We start from the raw sequence: 15,889 nt of genomic DNA, 5'->3' as shown, positions 1-15,889 counted from the left end.
CGGGCTCGAGCGTGACGCTGCAGTCACGCTCGGGGCCCAACGTGACTGCAGCGTCACGTTGGGCGGCTGGCCGGGCGGTCGGGGCCCAACGTGCGGCTGGCCGGGCGCTCCGTGTGAGGCGAGGCGAGGCCGTTATGCGACGCCGGGGTCGGACGTCTGCTTCGGGGCGGCCTGCACGTCGTCGATGCGGTACTGCCGGGCCGCCGCGACCGGCACCGACGGGTCGATCTCGCCGTCGCGGGCCAGCGCCTCGAGCACCGCCACCACCTGCGACTCCGCGTCGGTGTTGAAGTACCGCCGCGCGGCCGGCCGGGTGTCGGAGAAGCCGAACCCGTCGGTGCCCAGCGTGACGAAGGTGTTCGGCACCCACGGCCGGATCTGCTCGGGCACTCCACGCATCCAGTCCGACACGGCGATCACCGGACCGGTGGCCCCTTCGAGCGCCTTCGTGATGTACGGAATGCCGGCCGGCTTGTCGGGATGGCGCAGCTGAGCCTGCTGGACCGCGAGCCCGTCGCGGTTGAGCTCGCCCCAGCTGGTCACCGACCACACGTCGGCGGCGACATCCCACTCGGCGGCCAGCATCTCGGCGGCCTTCACCGCCGACGGCATCGCAACCCCGGAGGCCAGGATCTGCGCGGTGTTGGTGCGTCGCTCGCCGGCCGCCTGGTAGCGGTAGATCCCGCGCAGCACGCCCTCGGGATCCAGGTTGTGTGGCTCCGGCGGCTGCACATACGGCTCGTTGTAGATGGTGATGTAGAAGTAGATGTTCTCTGGGTTCGGGCCGAACATCCGCGCCAGCCCGCTCTCGACGATGTAGGCGATCTCGTAGGCGAATGCCGGGTCGTAGGAGACCACCGCCGGGTTGGTGGCGGCCAGCAGCAGCGAATGACCGTCGGCGTGCTGCAAGCCCTCACCGGTCAGGGTGGTGCGCCCCGCGGTGGCCCCCAGCACAAACCCGCGCGCCATCTGGTCGGCCGCGGCCCACAGGCCGTCGCCGGTGCGCTGGAAGCCGAACATCGAATAGAAGATGTAGAGCGGGATCATCGGCTCGTTGTGCGTCGCGTACGACGTGCCGGCCGCGGTGAACGACGCCGCCGAGCCGGCCTCGTTGATGCCCTCGTGCAGGATCTGGCCGACTTCACTTTCCTTGTACGCCAACATCAATTCGGCGTCCACGGCCGTATACAGCTGGCCGAGGCGGTTGTAGATCTTCAGCGACGGGAACCACGAGTCCATGCCGAACGTGCGGGCCTCGTCGGGAATGATCGGCACGATGCGCGGGCCAATCTCCTTGTCCCGCAACACTTCTTTGAAGGTGCGCACCAGCGCCATCGTGGTGGCGACTTCCTGGGTGCCCGAGCCTTTCTTCAGCGCCTTGTAGGTGTCGCTGCCGGGGAGCTTGAGCGCCTTGGTTTTCGTCGGGCGCTCGGGCAGGAAGCCGCCCAGCTGGCGACGCCGGTCCAGCATGTAGCGGATCTCGGGGGCGTCGGGTCCGGGGTGGTAGTAGGGCGGCAGGTACGGGTCTTCCTCCAGCTGCGCGTCGCTGATCGGAATCCGGATGGCGTCGCGGAAGTACTTAAGGTCTTCTATCGCAAGCTTTTTCATCTGATGCGTGGCGTTGCGGCCCTGGAAGTGCGCGCCCAGCGAGTAGCCCTTGATTGTCTTGGCCAGGATCACCGTCGGCTGTCCCTTGTGGTCGACGGCCGCGCGGTAGGCGGCGTAGACCTTGCGGTAGTCGTGGCCACCGCGCTTGAGGTTCCAGATCTCCGAATCGGTCATGTGCTCCACGAGCGCCTTGGTGCGCGGGTCGCGGCCGAAGAAGTGGTCGCGCACGTAGGCGCCGTCGTTGGCCTTGTAGGTCTGGTAGTCGCCGTCGGGCGTGGTGTTCATCAGGTTCACCAGCGCGCCGTCGCGGTCGGCGTGCAGCAGCGCATCCCACTCGCGGCCCCAGACCACCTTGATGACGTTCCAGCCGGCGCCGCGGAAGAACGACTCCAGCTCCTGGATGATCTTGCCGTTACCGCGCACCGGGCCGTCGAGACGTTGCAGGTTGCAGTTGATGACGAAGGTCAGGTTGTCCAGCGCCTCGTTGGCGGCCACCTGGATCAGGCCGCGGCTCTCCGGCTCGTCCATCTCGCCGTCGCCGAGGAACGCCCACACATGCTGATCCGAGGTGTCCTTGATGCCGCGGTCGTGCAGGTAGTGGTTGAAGCGGGCCTGGTAGATGGCGTTCATCGGGCCAAGGCCCATCGACACCGTCGGGAACTCCCAGAAGTCGGGCATCAACCGCGGGTGCGGGTAGGACGGCAGCCCGCCACCCGGGTGGCTGTGCTCCTGCCGGAAGCCGTCGAGCCGGTCGGCGGTCAGCCGGCCCTCCAGAAATGCCCGTGCGTAGATCCCCGGGGACGCGTGGCCCTGGATGAACACCTGGTCGCCCCCGCCGGGGTGTGCCTTGCCGCGGAAGAAGTGGTTGAACCCGACCTCGTACAGCGCCGCCGACGAGGCGTACGTCGAAATGTGGCCGCCCACGCCGATTCCCGGACGCTGGGCGCGGTGCACCATGATCGCGGCGTTCCAGCGGATCCAGGCCCGGAAGCGACGCTCGACGTCCTCGTCGCCGGGGAACCACGGCTCCAGCTCGGTCGGGATCGTGTTGACGTAGTCGGTCGACGTCAGCGCCGGCAGCGACACCCGCTGTTCGCCCGCGCGTTCCAGCAACCGCAACATCAGGTAGCGGGCCCGCGCCGGACCCGAGCGCTCCAGCAGCTCGTCGAAGGACTCCAGCCACTCCGAGGTTTCCTCGGGGTCGATGTCGGGCAGATACGACGCGACACCGTCCCGGATCACCCGGACGCGATCGGGTTCGCTTCCGTTGCTTGGGGTTTTGGCCAGATCGTGGCGTGCGAACTCGGTCGTCAACGCACTACTCCTGTTGTCGGCGGTACCTGCATGCGTGTTCGACTTCCTATCGTGCCGTACCGGCGGCTCGGGCGGGTAGCCGCAATCGGATCGCCCGCCAACGACACGAAACATCAGTGCGTTAACGGCGTCGGCAATCGGCACCCGGTAACGTCACAAACTGTGCTCACCGGATGGAAAGTCGCCCCGGACCCGCGTGGGGCAGAGCTCCCCAAGCGTGGCGTGCTGGCGCTCGGCTGCATCGCCACCGTGCTGATGGGCATCGTGGGCTGTACCACCGTGACCAACGGCACGGCCACCCCCGACACGAAGGTGGCGCCGGCCTACCGGCAATCGGTCTCGTCGTCGGTGTCCGCCTCGATCGCGACGTCCAGCGTCCGGGAGTCGCAGCGGCAACAATCGTTGACCACCAAGGCGGTGCGCGGCTCGTGCGACTCGCTGGCCACCACCAGCAAGGAAGCCATCGACAAGGTCAATGCCTATGTCGGGGCGTTCAACGGCGGCCGTGGCACCGGCCCGTTCGAGGGCCCGGCCATCGACGCGCTCAACAACAGCGCCTCGACGGTGAGCAACAACTTCAACGATGCGTTGTCGTCGCAGCTGAAGGACGCGTTCAACGCGTATATCGACGCTGCGCGCGGCGTGGCGAACGCGATCGGCACCCACGCGGGGACCGGCGAATTCAACCGTCGGGTCGATCAACTCAACGACACCAAGACCAAGGCGCTGAAATTGTGCCTGGCGTCCTTCTGAGGCGGAGTGTGAACCAGGTTCTGGCTGTGCGACGATAATCCCCAATCGCATGGCGCGCAGGTTGTCTTGTTAGGAGGTCCCACGGTGGTCGCGGCGGATGACGCCTCGAACTACGCTCGCAAGCTGGGCGTCCAACGAGATCAGGTTGTCCAGGAGTTCGGCTGGGACGAGGACACCGACGACGACATCCGCGCGGCGGTCGAGGAAGCCTGCGGCTCCGAGCTGCTCGACGAGGACACCGACGAGGTGGTCGACGTCGTATTGCTCTGGTGGCGAGACGGCGACGGCGACCTGGTGGACACCCTGATGGACGCGATCAGCCCGCTGGCCGAGGACGGCGTGATCTGGGTGCTGACGCCCAAGACCGGCAAGCCCGGCCATGTGCTGCCCGCCGAGATCGCCGAGGCGGCGCCGACCGCCGGCCTGATGCCGACCTCGTCGGTCAACCTGGGCGACTGGAGTGCCAGCCGGCTGGTGCAACCGAAGTCGCGCGCCGGGAAGCGGTAATGCTGCCGGTCGGGACGACAGCCCCCGATTTCACCCTGCGCGACCAGAACCAACAGCGCGTCACCCTGAGCGGCTATCGCGGCGACAAGAACGTGCTGCTGGTGTTCTTCCCGTTGGCGTTCACCAAGATCTGCCAGGGCGAGCTGGATGAGCTTCGGGATCGTCTGCCCGACTTCGAAAACGACGACAGCGTGGCGCTGGCGATCTCGGTGGGGCCGCCGCCGACGCACAAGGTCTGGTGCACCGAGAGCGGGTTCACGTTTCCGGTGCTGTCCGACTTCTGGCCGCACGGCGAGGTCAGCCAGGCCTACGGCGTGTTCAACGACCACGCCGGCTATTCCAACCGCGGTACCTTCGTCGTCGACCGGTCTGGGATCATCCAGTTTGCCGAGATGAAAGTGCCCGGCGAGGCGCGCGATCAGCGACTGTGGACCGAGGCGCTGGAGGCTTTGCGGGCCTGAGAGTTTGAGCTCCCGGCCGACGGGCGTGTAGCCTGCGGCGGGCATAGAGGGCGCGTAGCTCAGTGGTAGAGCTCTGGTTTTACACACCAGCGGTCGGCGGTTCGATACCGTCCGCGCCCACCATTGAAATCCGAGGTGAAGGTCACTCGCTGGGAGTTTCGCCGGTCGTTTGGAAGATGACGCGACGCCCGATCTCGACGGCGTGGTCGGCGAAGCGCTCATAAAAGCGGCCCAAGAGGGTGGTATCGACGGCGGTCGATACACCGTGGGGCCAGTCTTCCCCTTTGAGGACGGTGAACAGGCGTTGATACAGCTGATTCATCTCGACGTCATCGTGACGGATCTGTGCGGCCTGGTGCGGATCGCGGGATAGCACGGCGTCTCGTGCGCTTCGGCCCAAATCCACCGCGATCCGCCCCATCTCGGCAAAGTCGCGATGCACCTCTTCGGGTACTGCGCGGTCTGGATGGCGGCGGCGCACGATCTTTGCGACGTGCAGCGCCAAGCCGCCCATCCGTTCGGCGTCAGCGACGCTCTGCATGCACCCAACTACCGTCCGGAGATCGCTGGCGACGGGCGCTTGCAGGGCCAGCAGCGCAAATGCCGCGTCCTCGGCCTCGCTTCGCATCTGTACAAGGTGCGCGTGGTTGGTGAAAACTGCTTCGGCCTCAGCCAGATCCGCCTGCAGCAGCGCCTGAGTCGCCTCTTCCATCGCCAGACCTGCGAGGCCGCACATCTGGCTCAGGGTCTCGCTGAGCAAATCGAGCTGCTCGTGGAACGCCGTGCGCACATCGCAACCTTAAGGGGCCAAGTACAGCCGGTGGGTCCGTTGGACGCATGATTAACAGAGAGTTTCTGATGGGTGAAAGGGGTTCCGCAGTCGTGGTGGGACCGGAAAGGGTTGTTGGCCCAGGGAGTCGTAGAGCGGGGATGTTGATGACGCTGTCGGATTTGGTGATGCGATTTGTCGGGTTCCTGCGTGCCGGCTACCCCGAAGGCATTCCGACGCGCGACTATGTCCCCCTGCTGGCGTTGCTTCGCCGCCGCCTGTCCGACGATGATGTTATCGCTGTCGCCGCGGCGGTGATCTCTCGCAACGACAGGCCGATTGACGTCAACGACGTGCGGGTGGCGATCACCAAGCTCACCGACGAAATGCCGTCCCCAGAAGACACCGAGCGAGTGAAGCGACGATTGGCCGCAGTCGGCTGGCCAGTCGATGACGTGGCCGACCGGTGACCTGCGGGCCTGGCGGTCACGTTGTGCCACTTGCCCTTTCGCGATACGGCGAGCCCGGGTGGGCCGACGCTCCTGCCGGCTTCGTCGCCTCGGCTGACGACGTGCGCGCCTGGCCGCCTTAAGCTCCGTTGGTGAAATTCGTGCTGGCCGGCTACGGTACCCGCGGCGATGTCGAGCCGTTCGCCGCGATCGCCCGCGAGCTGCGGGCCCGGGGGCACGACGTGCGCCTGGCGGTGCCGCCCTGGATGCTCGGCTTCGTCGAGTCGGCGGGGCTGGCCGCGGTCCCGTTCGGCACGAATCCGACGCCGCTGGGCGCAGTGGACGACGTCGCGCGCCGCGTCACTCAGATCCTGACCGACTGGAGCACCGGCTTCAAAACGCTGGCGGACGGGGCCGACCTGCTGGTGACGGGCAAGGGCGAGCAACGGGTGGCGGCAAACGTCGCGCAGTACTACGGAATCCCGCAGGCGGCATTGCACTTCTTCCCGGGCGACCCCGCGATCACGGGTGGCGTGATCGGGGCGCTGACGCGGCAAGCCGAGCAGGCTCAACGTCGGGATCTGGGCTTGCCGGATGTCGCCGCGCCCGCACGAGAACCGTTGGAGATCCAGGCATATGACGAGGTCTGCTTTCCCGGCCTCGCGGCCGAATGGGCGGCGCAGGGTAAGCGACGCCCCTTTGTCGGTGCGCTGACGCTGGCGTTGCCGACCGACGCCGACGCCGAGGTCTTGTCGTGGATTGCCGCGGGCACACCGCCGATCTTCTTCGGTTTCGGCGGCGCCATCACATTGCCCAATCCCGCCGAGACGCTCGCCATGATCACCGCGGCCTGCGCGCAGTTGGGGGAGCGGGCGTTGGTCAGCGGCGTATCCGGCGTTACGCGATCCGACCACGTGAAGCTGGTGAGCGCGGTCAATCACGCGGCCGTCTTCCCGGCCTGTCGCGCGGTCGTGCACCACGGTGGCGCCGGGACCACGGCCGCCGGCCTGCGAGCCGGGATCCCGACGTTGATCCTGTGGCACGCGGCCGACGACCAACCGGTGTGGGCGGCGGCGATCACCCGGCTGGGAGTCGGCTCCGGCCACGAATTCCGTTCCACCACAACGGATTCGCTGGTCATCGGACTGCGTTCGATGCTGGAGCCGGACCGCGTCGGGTGGGCCCGGGAGCTGGCCGCCAAGATGACCGAACCCGCCGAAAGCGTCGCCAGGGCAGCCGATCTCCTCGAAGAGGCTGCCGGGGCCGGCCGCCCTGCGTAGTAGGCATTCGGATGAACGCGAGGCGAACCGTTGTTGCCAATGACCGGGGTATGGCATTGTCTGGGGGCGTGAGCGAGCAACCCGGTTTTGAGAGCGCCCGCGCGGGCCAGGCGGGCGCTGCCGTTGGGCCGCTATCGGCGGCGCATCAACCGGCGACCAAGGCCGATCTGTATGCCGCGGTCGACGCATTGCGCGCAGACATGCGTGAGCTGATGGATGCCGTCCACAAGTTGGTTCAGGAAGCGGATCGTCGGGTTACCGAGGCCGAGCGCGTCAAGGGCGCCGACCGCGCCGATGGCGGCGATGCGTGGTGATGGGTCTCACTCGGCGAGATCGTCGCGCTGTGCCGGTGTTGTAGCACCCTAACCAGCCGATCCGTCGCGTCGAAAGACGCTCGTTCAGTTGATGTTTCACGCAGCTCGGACTTACAGCCAGCCAACGCCGAGCGCCGGCGGTACGATCTTGCTATGTCGTTGGCCAGCGGCAGTGCGATTGCTAGGCGCATCGTCCTGCGGCTGCTGGGATGTATTGAGATGGACGAAGTTCACTTCGTCCATCATCTCCGTTTGCCCGACGGCACATCGCTCAGAGTATTGACCACCGGCGTCTTCGCCGGACGACGCCTACTACCGATGTCTCCTGAGAGACGGATCCGGCGCCCGTCAACGACGACACCCGCAGGCGATCACACCTGTGGCCTAGGTGATTATCCGAAGTCCGTCGGGACGGGCTCTTGCAGAACGGAAGCCCTCTCATGTTGACCGGTACCTCCAGATTCACTGGCATTACCAGCCATGTCGGCATTTCGATTGCCGCCATCGCGTTGCTCAGCGGCGTTGCAATATTGCGCGGCGGTGCAGCAGCGGCTGACCCAAACGACGACAAATTTCTGGCGCTTCTCGATGATGAAGGCGTCCCCGCCGTGTCAGGCGTGCCAAGCCTCGTCGAGACGGCTCACAAGGTTTGTCAGGCACTGGATAACGGCACGCCTGCGAACCGCGTTGTGGACGCTTTGGTTGACAATGCCGTGAGCGATGATCCGGCCCAGAGCCAAATCGCCCGCGGCCCCCTCACACGCACCGAAGGGCGCTTCGTCATTGCGGCAGTGGGGGCCTACTGCCCATACGACAAGAGCAAGCTCGCGGTCCTCATCACCCGTCCCAAAGCGGGATGGAATGAGCCGACCCACCGGGCCGCCGACGGCATTCGCCCGGCGGGTTTTCAGGTTCATGGCAGCGCGCCCGTCTCGCTGATCGGAATTGTTCTCCCCGCAGGGATCGCCGATCCGGAGCCGCCGACGATTCCCGAACCACCGCCGTTGGCGCACTTCCAGGCACCACCGCCGCCGATCGCGGCACCGCCTCGACCACAGCAGCCGTTACCTCAACGTTTGCCTGCGTCTCCGCCAGAGGAGCCGCCGCCTCCGCAACAGTTGCCTGCGCCTCCGCAACAGTTGCCGCCCGCGCCGCAGGAGCCGCCGCCGCCTCCGCAACAGGAGCCGCCTCCGCCACAGGAGCCGCCGCCTCCGCAACAGTTGCCGCCGTCGCCGCCACCCTCGCCGGCGGCGCCACCGCCTCCGCCGACTTCGCCACCGAAGGCGCCCGGGTACATCAGGGTCGCACCGTGAGACCGGGCAGTGCCAACCCGACCAGCAGCCCGCTCTATTCGGGGAGATCGTCGGCCGGCGGACGCACCGCCGCTGTGTGGAAGATCGATAACAGCGATCCGGCGTCTCCCACCCAGGGCAGGTCCGACAGCTGACGGCGGCTGCGTCGTCCGCCGAAGGCCCGCAGCGCCTCGAAATCGCTGAGCTGCACCGTGATTGCGCCGGGGGACTTGGCGGGGTCGCCGAGTTGGATGGTGCCCGTCGTCGGAGTCGTCAGTTGGCGGCCACCGCGAATGCCGGATCCGCTGTGCGAGAACCGGATTCGCCCAGCGCCGCGCGGATATCGTGCTCGTGTGTGAGGGCGTCGAACCGCTTGGGCTGCGCGGCGCTGCACCGTGCGGTATGCCGCGGCGGCGTCGACACCGGGGCGCAGGTGACGCCTCGCGCCGGTGGCGATCGCTTCGGCCATGGCGGACACGCTACCAAATATTAAGGAAACAGTAAGAGAGGCGGCCCGGTGGGGCGGCTGTCGGCCGGTTCACCCACGGCGGCACTATGAACGCGTGAAGCCGTTTCGAATCGACGTTTCCGACGACGTACTCGACGATCTGCGGTCGCGCCTCGCGCGCACCCGATGGCCGGAAGCCGAATGTGTGGACGACTGGAGTCAGGGCATTCCGCTGGCCTACACCCGCGAACTGGCCGAGTACTGGGCCAACGACTACGACTGGCGGTCACGTGAGGCCGCGCTCAACCGCTTCGACCAGTTCGTCACCGACATCGACGGGCTGGACATTCATTTCATTCACCAGCGATCCCCGCATTCCGAAGCGTTCCCGCTGGTGATCACGCATGGCTGGCCGGGCTCAATTGTGGAGTTCCACAAGGTGATCGAGCCGCTGACCAACCCGGCGTCCGGGCGTGGCGAGGACGCTTTCCACGTCGTGTGTCCGTCGCTGCCCGGATACGGCTTCTCCGGCAAGCCCACCCGCACCGGGTGGGGCGTGGAGAAGACCGCGGCGGCCTGGGAGGACCTGATGTTGCGCCTCGGCTACGACCGCTACGGCGCGCAGGGCGGGGATTGGGGTGCGGCGGTCACCACGCAGATCGGCCGAAACGGCGGCCACTGCGCGGGGATTCACCTGAACATGCCGATCGGTCGTCCGGGCAACCTCGACAACCCGACCGAGGAGGAGAAGGCGGCCCTGGCCGCGCTGGCCAACCACCGCAAGTGGGGCACCGGCTACTCCAAGCAGCAGTCCACTCGGCCGCAGACCCTCGGCTACGGCCTGGCCGACTCGCCCGTCGGACAACTGGCGTGGATCGTCGAGAAGTTCTGGGACTGGGCCGATTGCGACGGTCACCCGGAGAACGCGGTCAGCCGAGACGAACTGCTCGACAACGTGATGGTGTACTGGGTGACCAACACGGCCGCGTCGTCGGCTCGCCTGTACTGGGAGAGCTTCAGCGTCTGGGGCGGGGGAGGTCGCGTCGAATTGCCCACCGGCATAGCCGCTTTCCCCGGTGAACTGCTGAAGTCACCGCGGACGTGGTGCGAGCCGAACTACAACATCACGCACTGGACCGACATGCCGCGCGGCGGTCACTTCGCCGCGTTCGAACAACCCGAGTTGTTCGTCGACGACGTCCGCGCGTTCTTCGCGACGGTGCGCTAGGACGCCGGCGGCGCATCGAGATCGACGTCAGCGTGTCCGCTTCTCGCACTTTTCCGCGCTCGCGTCGATTTCGATGACCGGGCGACGGTGCGCTAGGACGCCGGCAGGGCGAAGAACTCCAAGGCAATACCGTCGGGGTCGCGGAAGCTCAGGCCTGACCCGTAGTCCGCATCCACGATGCCGCCGTGCGCGATGCCCAGCTCGTTCAGCCGCGTGACCCAAGTCTCCAGCTCGGCGCGGTTGGCGCAGCCGAATGCGACGTGATCCAGGCCGACGCGGTGCTCGCTGAAATCCTCGTCGGGGGCGCCGCGATCGTGTTGGTGGATGCCGAACAAGGTACCGCCGTTCAGCAGCCACACCTGATGCCGGTAGCCGGCCTCGGCGTCGTGCTCGTCGGCGAGCGGGTCGGTGTCGAAAAGGCGGCGATACCACGGCCCGCTGACTGCGACATCGCGCACCGTGACCGCAACGTGGTTAATTGCCGGGAAGGTCATGGCTTGACCTTACGCGCGGCGAGCATCGGGCCGCTGGCCGAGTAGCCACCGTCGACGGCCAGCGCGGCGCCGGTGACGAACGACGCCTCGTCGCTGGCGAGAAACAGTGCGGCGGCGGCTAATTCGGCGGGCTCGCCCCAGCGGGCCATCGGCGTCGGCAGATAACCACCCGGCGGTACTTCGTCGTCGGGTTTGGCTCCGGCCAGACCGGTGTAGGTCATGCCGGGACAGATCGCGTTGATGCGCACGTTCGTCTTGGCGTAGTCCAGCGCCGCGGATTTCGTCATCTGCACCACCGCCGCCTTGGCCGCGGCGTAGCACGACAACCCTTTCCACCCGACCAGCCCGGACGCCGAGGCGGTGTTGACGATCGCCCCGCCACCGTTATCCAGCATGGTCGGGATCGCGTATTTCATGCCGAGGAACACGCCCTTGAGATTGATCGCCAGGATCTTGTCGAACAGCGCTTCGTCGGTGTCGGCCAGGGCCAGGTGCGGCCCGCCGAACCCGGCGTTGTTCAGCAGTACATCGACCCGACCGAATCGGTCGACGGCGGTGGCGACCATGTGTTGGACGTCGGCGCCGTTCGTGACGTCGACATGCACCGGCACGGCGACGTCACCGAGCCGCTCGGCGATGTCGTTCTCGCAGCCGCTGATGTCGGCACACACGACGCGGGCTCCTTCGTCGGCGAATCGGTTGGCCGCCGCCCACCCGATGCCGGAGCCGGCGCCGGTGATGATGGCGACCTTGCCTTCAAGACGGCCCATCTAGACGATCCGCCAGCCGCGGCGCGCCCGAAATCGCATGTCCCACAAGTAAAGCTGATACCCGAGGATCCATGCGCGGTGCGGAATGAACAGATCGGCCAGCCGCAGCGCGGACAACAGCCGCTCGAACCGGCGCTGCTGACGCTGCGACCAGTCCAGCTGCATCATCGCCCGAAACTCCGGGGCCAAGAACCCCGTCGTCGCGAACAGGTTGAGCGGACCGGCCAGCACGCGCAGCGGCCAGGGCAGAAACGCCATTGCGGCCACGCCGTGCAGATGCTCGCGCACCGGCGGATCGATGCGCAGCTCGTCGAGCGAACGCTTCCAGTACTCGTCGAACGCGACGAGGTCCGGCGGCCACATCCGCTCGGGCACCTGCAACGTCGTACCCAGCCGCTTGGCGTCGCGATAGACCGCCTCGGCGCTGGCCTCGTCGAGTGGGCCATGCAGGAACTCGTGCTGATCGACGAAGTAGCGGTACAGGCAGGCGGCCACCCACAGCTGCAGTTTCGGGTCGAAGGCGTTGTAGGACACCGGGCTGGATGACGTGGACCGCACCTGGCGGTGTGCGACGTCGACGGCATTGCGGATCAGCTCCCGGTCGGACTCGGTCCCGATGGTCGCCACCGCGAGATAGGTGCCGGTGGTGCGGGCCCGCTTGAACGGATGCTTGTAGACATTGCCGCTGTCCACCGGGCTCTCCAGCACGCCGTAACCGACGCCCGGCAACGACAGCTGCATGATCACGTTCGCGGCGGGCAGCAGCGGTGCTGCCGCGTTGAGCAGGTCGGCGACCCGTGTCACGGGCTTCATATAGGCGAGTAGACCACGTCGGCGGCCCGGACGTTAGTTCCCGCCGAAAGTGGGCACGCTGGGACTCATGGACCTGGATACGTCCTCGCTGCTGTGGTGGGTGCTGGCCGCGATCGCCGTCGTGGCTGCGGTGCTGATCGTCGTGTCGATCGCCTAGCAAGCAGGTCCGTGCCGAGCGTGTGAGACGCTGCCGAAATGATTGCGACGCGGATCCGGATCGCCGGTGTGCTGGCCGGCTGCCTGGCCGACCTCGCGCTGGGAGACCCGAAAAGAGGCCATCCCGTCGCGGCGTTCGGCCAGGCCGCCGCCAAGCTCGAGCAGTTCACCTACCGCGACGCGAAGATCGCCGGCGCGCTGCACGTGAGCCTTGCGGTCGGCACGGTGGGGCTGCTCGGCACGGCCGTGCAGCAGGCCGCCGCACGCCGCAACCCGCTGCTGACGATCGCCGCCAGCGCCACGGCCACCTGGGTCGCGCTGGGCGGAACGTCGTTGGCGCGCACCGGCCTGGAGATGGCGCGGCTGCTCGACCGCAACGACATCGAGGCCGCGCGCCGGCTGCTGCCGTCGCTGTGTGGACGCGATCCGGCCCGGCTGGACGGCCCGGGGCTGACCCGCGCCGCGGTGGAATCCGTCGCGGAGAACACCTCTGACGCGCAGGTGGCGCCGCTGCTGTGGGCGGTCGCGGGCGGAGTGCCGGGCGCGCTGATGTACCGCGCGATCAACACGCTGGACGCGATGATCGGCTACCGCTCCCCGCGCTATATCCGATTCGGTTGGGCCGCAGCACGATTGGACGACGCAGCGAACTACGTCGCGGCCCGGGTGACGGCGGCACTGGTGGTGGCATGCGCGGCGCTGGTCGGCGGTTCACCGTTGGGTGCGGCCCGGGCCTGGCGCCGCGACGCGACCCGCCATCCCAGTCCAAACGCCGGCGTCGTCGAAGCGGCGTTTGCCGGGGCGCTGCGGGTGCGGCTGGGCGGGCCCACGCAGTATCGCCACGAGCTGCAGATCCGCCCCACCCTCGGCGACGGGCGAGCACCCGCGGCGGCCGATCTGCGCCGCGCGGTGGCGCTGTCGCGGATCGTGCAGCTGGGCGCCGCCGCATTGGTGGCCGCGCTGTCGAGTGTGTCGTGGCGGCGTTGAGTGTGCGGCTGGGGCGTTGAGTGTACGACTGGGGCGTGACGGGTCGGCGTGTCTCCGCCGTGAGCGCACACGGAAAGCCGTGAGCGCACAAGCGAATGCCCAGGCGCACACTGAAACCGGCCAACGGTCTGAGCGGCGGCGGCCTCTGCGGCCAACGGTCTCAGCGGCGGCGGCCTCAGCGGCTGAGCGGCCTCAGCGTCGCCGGCCGTAGCGGTCGGCGAGTTTCTCCTCGACGGTCATCGGGGTCTCGGTCTTCGCCTGCTTTTCCTGACGCCGGATCCGGATCTCCGAGTACGCGAAATAGCCCAGCCCGATCGGGGCCAGGATGCCGAACGAAATCCATTGGATGCCGTAGGACAGGAACGGCCCGGCGTCCAAGTGCGGTACGCCGATCACGCCGAGCCCGCCGGGCTGGTTTTCGACCAGTTGCAGATAGGACCCGGCCAGCGGCACCTTGGTCAGCACCGAAACTTGGCCGGTGTTGATTGAATACACCTGCTGCACACCGTCTCTGGAGAACGGCTCCTTGTCCTGTACCGCCGGCTCAGAGTCTCGCAGCCGCGCCGTGATGGTCACGGTGTCTTGCGGCGGGCGGGGGATCGGCGGGACGTGCGAGCCGGGCAGCGGGCGCACGTAACCGCGGTCGACGAGAACGGTCGGCCCGTCGTCGACCACAAACGGGGCCAGCACCTCAAAGGCCTGATCTCCCTCGACGACGCGCAGTCGGGCCAGCACCTCGACGTCGGGTAGGTAATGGCCGGTTGCGGTCACCCTGCGCCACTGCGCATTCGGCGCCGACGAATCCTGCTGTGGTAACAAGGTTTTCAACGACACCGGTGGGGTGTTCAGCGAGTTCTCGATCTGATGGTTCTCCCGTGACGTGCGGGAGTTCTTGCCCAGCTGCCACGGTGCGAGCACCATGAAACACAGGTAGGTAAAGGCGATGACCACCAGGATCAGCGCTATCCAGCCTGGCCGCAGCAAAAATCCCAACCGACGCATCAACCGTGCCCATTTTTCGCCAGTTGCTCGTCGACCCAGTCGTGCAGGCCGGGCAACGCCGCCTCGATGACGGCCAACACCTCTTCGAAGTCGGCGTGATCGCCGTAGTAGGGATCCTCGACGTCGAGGGCATGGGCCCCCGAGCGCGGGTCGAACGAGCGCAGCATCCTGATCCGGTCGGCTTCCACACCGAGTTGTTGCAGCATCCGAAAATGGTTGCGGCCCAACGCCACCACCAGATCGGCAGCCAGGTGGTCGTCGTCGAGCTGCGCGGCGGTGTGGTCGGTGGAATAGCCGTGGGCGCGCAGCACCTTGGCTGCCCGCTCGTCGGCGCCGCTGCCGACATGCCAGTTTCCGGTGCCCGCACTGGTCACGCGCACCGCATCGGCCAGACCGCGCTGCCGCAGCTGGTCGGCGAACATTTTCTCGGCCATCGGTGAGCGGCAGATGTTGCCGCTGCAGACGAAGGTCACATGCAACTCAGACACCCAGGGCCTTCCGCAGTTCGGAGATCGTCGCGGCATGCGTCACGCCGGTGACGGCGTAGCCGTCGGCGAAGTCGGCCTTGCCGTAGCCCCAGCCGACGACGACGGTGTCGATGCCGTGCGCGGCGGCCCCGTCGACGTCGTGGCTGCGGTCGCCGACCATCAGCACGCGCTCCGGCAGCGGTTGCAGCTGGGCCAGCGCGTGCGCCAGCACCTCCTCCTTGCTGCGGCGGGTGCCGTCCGGGCAGGCGCCGGCGATGACTTCGAAGTGGTGGTCGAGCGCGAAGTGGGCCAGGACGCGGCGCGCCGTCGGCTCCAGCTTGGAGGTGGCCACGGCCAGCCGCACGCCGGCGGCCCGCAGATCGGCCAGCAGCGGCTCGATCCCGTCGAACAGGCTGTTGTTGGACCAGCCGCGCTCGCCGTACTCGGCTCGGAACGCCGCGAACGCCGCATCGGCGCGCTCGCCGAGCATCAGCTGGAACGTTTCGTCCATCGGCGGGCCGACGATCCGGGCCGCCAAATCGCCCTCGGGCACCGGTTCGCCGATGTGCTCGAGGGCATGGGTGAAGCTGGCGACGATCCCCGCCGCGGAATCGGTCAGCGTGCCGTCGAGATCGAAGATCACCAGCTGGGGCGCCTGCGCGTCGGCCGAAACTGCTCCTGTCACCTCACCATTGTCGTTGATGGCGGGTGGCGCGGAATCGAGGGCCTCGCTGGAGATGCGCCGAGTTCGCTTCTAGGGGATTCTTAGTCTGGCTG

At 67.4% G+C, this 15,889-nt stretch carries 18 protein-coding genes and 1 tRNA gene; 10 read left to right on the top strand and 9 right to left on the bottom strand.

Annotation, left to right across the window (positions count from 1 at the left end):
• Positions 1 to 132: 132 nt before the first annotated feature.
• Complete coding sequence (gene aceE, locus BN973_RS18335; protein ID WP_036469939.1) at positions 133 to 2,922, bottom strand: pyruvate dehydrogenase (acetyl-transferring), homodimeric type; 2,790 nt, start codon at positions 2,920 to 2,922, stop codon at positions 133 to 135.
• Positions 2,923 to 3,084: 162 nt separating this feature from the next.
• Here aceE and BN973_RS18330 point away from each other — a divergent pair, with 162 nt between their 5' ends.
• From BN973_RS18330 to BN973_RS18315, 4 genes are all read left to right on the top strand, one after another.
• The gene (locus BN973_RS18330; protein WP_051641337.1) at positions 3,085 to 3,675 is read left to right on the top strand and encodes a hypothetical protein; all 591 of its coding nucleotides are present in this window, start codon (positions 3,085 to 3,087) and stop codon (positions 3,673 to 3,675) included.
• Positions 3,676 to 3,759: 84 nt separating this feature from the next.
• A complete protein-coding gene (locus tag BN973_RS18325) occupies positions 3,760 to 4,182 on the top strand; it encodes a DUF3052 domain-containing protein (RefSeq protein ID WP_036469938.1) in 423 nt (140 codons plus the stop codon).
• On the top strand, positions 4,182 to 4,643 hold the full coding sequence (locus BN973_RS18320; RefSeq protein ID WP_036469936.1) for a peroxiredoxin: 462 nt from the start codon (positions 4,182 to 4,184) through the stop codon (positions 4,641 to 4,643). The genes BN973_RS18325 and BN973_RS18320 overlap by 1 nt, the downstream gene beginning before the upstream one ends.
• 48 nt (positions 4,644 to 4,691) lie before the next feature.
• A tRNA-Val gene (locus tag BN973_RS18315) sits at positions 4,692 to 4,766 on the top strand.
• A gap of 19 nt (positions 4,767 to 4,785) precedes the next feature.
• Here the strand turns inward: BN973_RS18315 and phoU are convergent.
• Positions 4,786 to 5,433: a phosphate signaling complex protein PhoU gene (gene phoU / locus BN973_RS18310; protein WP_036469935.1), complete on the bottom strand. Its 648-nt coding sequence runs from the start codon at positions 5,431 to 5,433 to the stop codon at positions 4,786 to 4,788.
• A 146-nt stretch (positions 5,434 to 5,579) separates the two neighbouring features.
• On the opposite strand from phoU, the gene BN973_RS18305 reads away from it, so the two are divergent.
• From BN973_RS18305 to BN973_RS30615, 4 genes are all read left to right on the top strand, one after another.
• A complete protein-coding gene (locus BN973_RS18305; RefSeq protein WP_036472665.1) occupies positions 5,580 to 5,882 on the top strand; it encodes a DUF3349 domain-containing protein in 303 nt (100 codons plus the stop codon).
• A gap of 131 nt (positions 5,883 to 6,013) precedes the next feature.
• Positions 6,014 to 7,141, top strand: coding sequence for a glycosyltransferase (locus BN973_RS18300; protein ID WP_036469934.1), 1,128 nt, complete (start codon positions 6,014 to 6,016; stop codon positions 7,139 to 7,141).
• A gap of 68 nt (positions 7,142 to 7,209) precedes the next feature.
• Positions 7,210 to 7,455 (top strand): hypothetical protein, encoded by a 246-nt coding sequence (locus BN973_RS18295; RefSeq protein WP_051641336.1) that lies wholly within the window; start codon positions 7,210 to 7,212, stop codon positions 7,453 to 7,455.
• A gap of 440 nt (positions 7,456 to 7,895) precedes the next feature.
• Positions 7,896 to 8,768, top strand: coding sequence for a DUF732 domain-containing protein (locus tag BN973_RS30615; RefSeq protein ID WP_084163448.1), 873 nt, complete (start codon positions 7,896 to 7,898; stop codon positions 8,766 to 8,768).
• Between the two features lie 34 nt (positions 8,769 to 8,802).
• On the opposite strand, the gene BN973_RS18285 is transcribed toward BN973_RS30615, so the two are convergent.
• Positions 8,803 to 9,216 (bottom strand): hypothetical protein, encoded by a 414-nt coding sequence (locus tag BN973_RS18285; protein WP_036469933.1) that lies wholly within the window; start codon positions 9,214 to 9,216, stop codon positions 8,803 to 8,805.
• Between the two features lie 94 nt (positions 9,217 to 9,310).
• Between BN973_RS18285 and BN973_RS18280 the strand changes: the two genes are divergently transcribed.
• A complete protein-coding gene (locus BN973_RS18280) occupies positions 9,311 to 10,423 on the top strand; it encodes an epoxide hydrolase family protein (RefSeq protein WP_036469932.1) in 1,113 nt (370 codons plus the stop codon).
• A gap of 92 nt (positions 10,424 to 10,515) precedes the next feature.
• Here the strand turns inward: BN973_RS18280 and BN973_RS18275 are convergent, their stop codons facing one another.
• The 3 genes from BN973_RS18275 to BN973_RS18265 are packed head-to-tail and all read right to left on the bottom strand — an operon-like array spanning position 10,516 to position 12,500.
• The gene (locus BN973_RS18275) at positions 10,516 to 10,917 is read right to left on the bottom strand and encodes a VOC family protein (protein ID WP_036469931.1); all 402 of its coding nucleotides are present in this window, start codon (positions 10,915 to 10,917) and stop codon (positions 10,516 to 10,518) included.
• The gene (locus tag BN973_RS18270; RefSeq protein ID WP_036469930.1) at positions 10,914 to 11,687 is read right to left on the bottom strand and encodes an SDR family NAD(P)-dependent oxidoreductase; all 774 of its coding nucleotides are present in this window, start codon (positions 11,685 to 11,687) and stop codon (positions 10,914 to 10,916) included. Before BN973_RS18270 ends, BN973_RS18275 begins: the two co-directional genes overlap by 4 nt.
• Positions 11,688 to 12,500, bottom strand: a complete 813-nt coding sequence (locus BN973_RS18265) for an oxygenase MpaB family protein (protein WP_036469927.1) — start codon at positions 12,498 to 12,500, stop codon at positions 11,688 to 11,690.
• Between the two features lie 195 nt (positions 12,501 to 12,695).
• On the opposite strand from BN973_RS18265, the gene BN973_RS18260 reads away from it, so the two are divergent.
• Positions 12,696 to 13,643: a cobalamin biosynthesis protein gene (locus BN973_RS18260; protein WP_036469925.1), complete on the top strand. Its 948-nt coding sequence runs from the start codon at positions 12,696 to 12,698 to the stop codon at positions 13,641 to 13,643.
• A 192-nt stretch (positions 13,644 to 13,835) separates the two neighbouring features.
• Here BN973_RS18260 and BN973_RS18255 read toward each other — a convergent pair whose 3' ends face one another.
• From BN973_RS18255 to BN973_RS18245, 3 genes are read right to left on the bottom strand one after another with little or no spacing between them, the layout of a single operon-like run.
• Positions 13,836 to 14,645 carry an SURF1 family cytochrome oxidase biogenesis protein gene (locus tag BN973_RS18255; protein WP_036469923.1) on the bottom strand — a complete coding sequence of 270 codons (810 nt, stop codon included), beginning with the start codon at positions 14,643 to 14,645 and terminating at the stop codon, positions 13,836 to 13,838.
• On the bottom strand, positions 14,645 to 15,169 hold the full coding sequence (locus BN973_RS18250; protein WP_139830114.1) for a low molecular weight protein-tyrosine-phosphatase: 525 nt from the start codon (positions 15,167 to 15,169) through the stop codon (positions 14,645 to 14,647). Before BN973_RS18250 ends, BN973_RS18255 begins: the two co-directional genes overlap by 1 nt.
• Positions 15,126 to 15,797, bottom strand: coding sequence for an HAD-IA family hydrolase (locus BN973_RS18245; RefSeq protein ID WP_198048946.1), 672 nt, complete (start codon positions 15,795 to 15,797; stop codon positions 15,126 to 15,128). The genes BN973_RS18250 and BN973_RS18245 overlap by 44 nt, the downstream gene beginning before the upstream one ends.
• Between the last annotated feature and the right edge of the window lie 92 nt (positions 15,798 to 15,889).

Origin of the sequence: Mycobacterium triplex, from assembly GCF_000689255.1 — a bacterium.
GTDB classification, from domain to species: Bacteria; Actinomycetota; Actinomycetes; order Mycobacteriales; family Mycobacteriaceae; genus Mycobacterium; species Mycobacterium triplex.
Note: the sequence above shows the minus strand (reverse complement) of the source record. Positions and strands in the feature narration are given on the sequence as shown.

What these genes read in the sequence shown, in the direction of transcription:
- BN973_RS18255 (WP_036469923.1), bottom strand. Translation starts at nt 14,645, where the DNA reads ATGCGTCGGTTGGGATTTTTGCTGCGGCCAGGCTGGATAGCGCTGATC.
- BN973_RS18275 (WP_036469931.1), bottom strand. Translation starts at nt 10,917, where the DNA reads ATGACCTTCCCGGCAATTAACCACGTTGCGGTCACGGTGCGCGATGTC.
- BN973_RS18320 (WP_036469936.1), top strand. Translation starts at nt 4,182, where the DNA reads ATGCTGCCGGTCGGGACGACAGCCCCCGATTTCACCCTGCGCGACCAG.
- BN973_RS18305 (WP_036472665.1), top strand. Translation starts at nt 5,580, where the DNA reads ATGACGCTGTCGGATTTGGTGATGCGATTTGTCGGGTTCCTGCGTGCC.
- BN973_RS18265 (WP_036469927.1), bottom strand. Translation starts at nt 12,500, where the DNA reads ATGAAGCCCGTGACACGGGTCGCCGACCTGCTCAACGCGGCAGCACCG.
- BN973_RS30615 (WP_084163448.1), top strand. Translation starts at nt 7,896, where the DNA reads ATGTTGACCGGTACCTCCAGATTCACTGGCATTACCAGCCATGTCGGC.
- BN973_RS18250 (WP_139830114.1), bottom strand. Translation starts at nt 15,169, where the DNA reads ATGCCGCGACGATCTCCGAACTGCGGAAGGCCCTGGGTGTCTGAGTTG.
- BN973_RS18285 (WP_036469933.1), bottom strand. Translation starts at nt 9,216, where the DNA reads ATGGCCGAAGCGATCGCCACCGGCGCGAGGCGTCACCTGCGCCCCGGT.
- BN973_RS18270 (WP_036469930.1), bottom strand. Translation starts at nt 11,687, where the DNA reads ATGGGCCGTCTTGAAGGCAAGGTCGCCATCATCACCGGCGCCGGCTCC.
- BN973_RS18260 (WP_036469925.1), top strand. Translation starts at nt 12,696, where the DNA reads ATGATTGCGACGCGGATCCGGATCGCCGGTGTGCTGGCCGGCTGCCTG.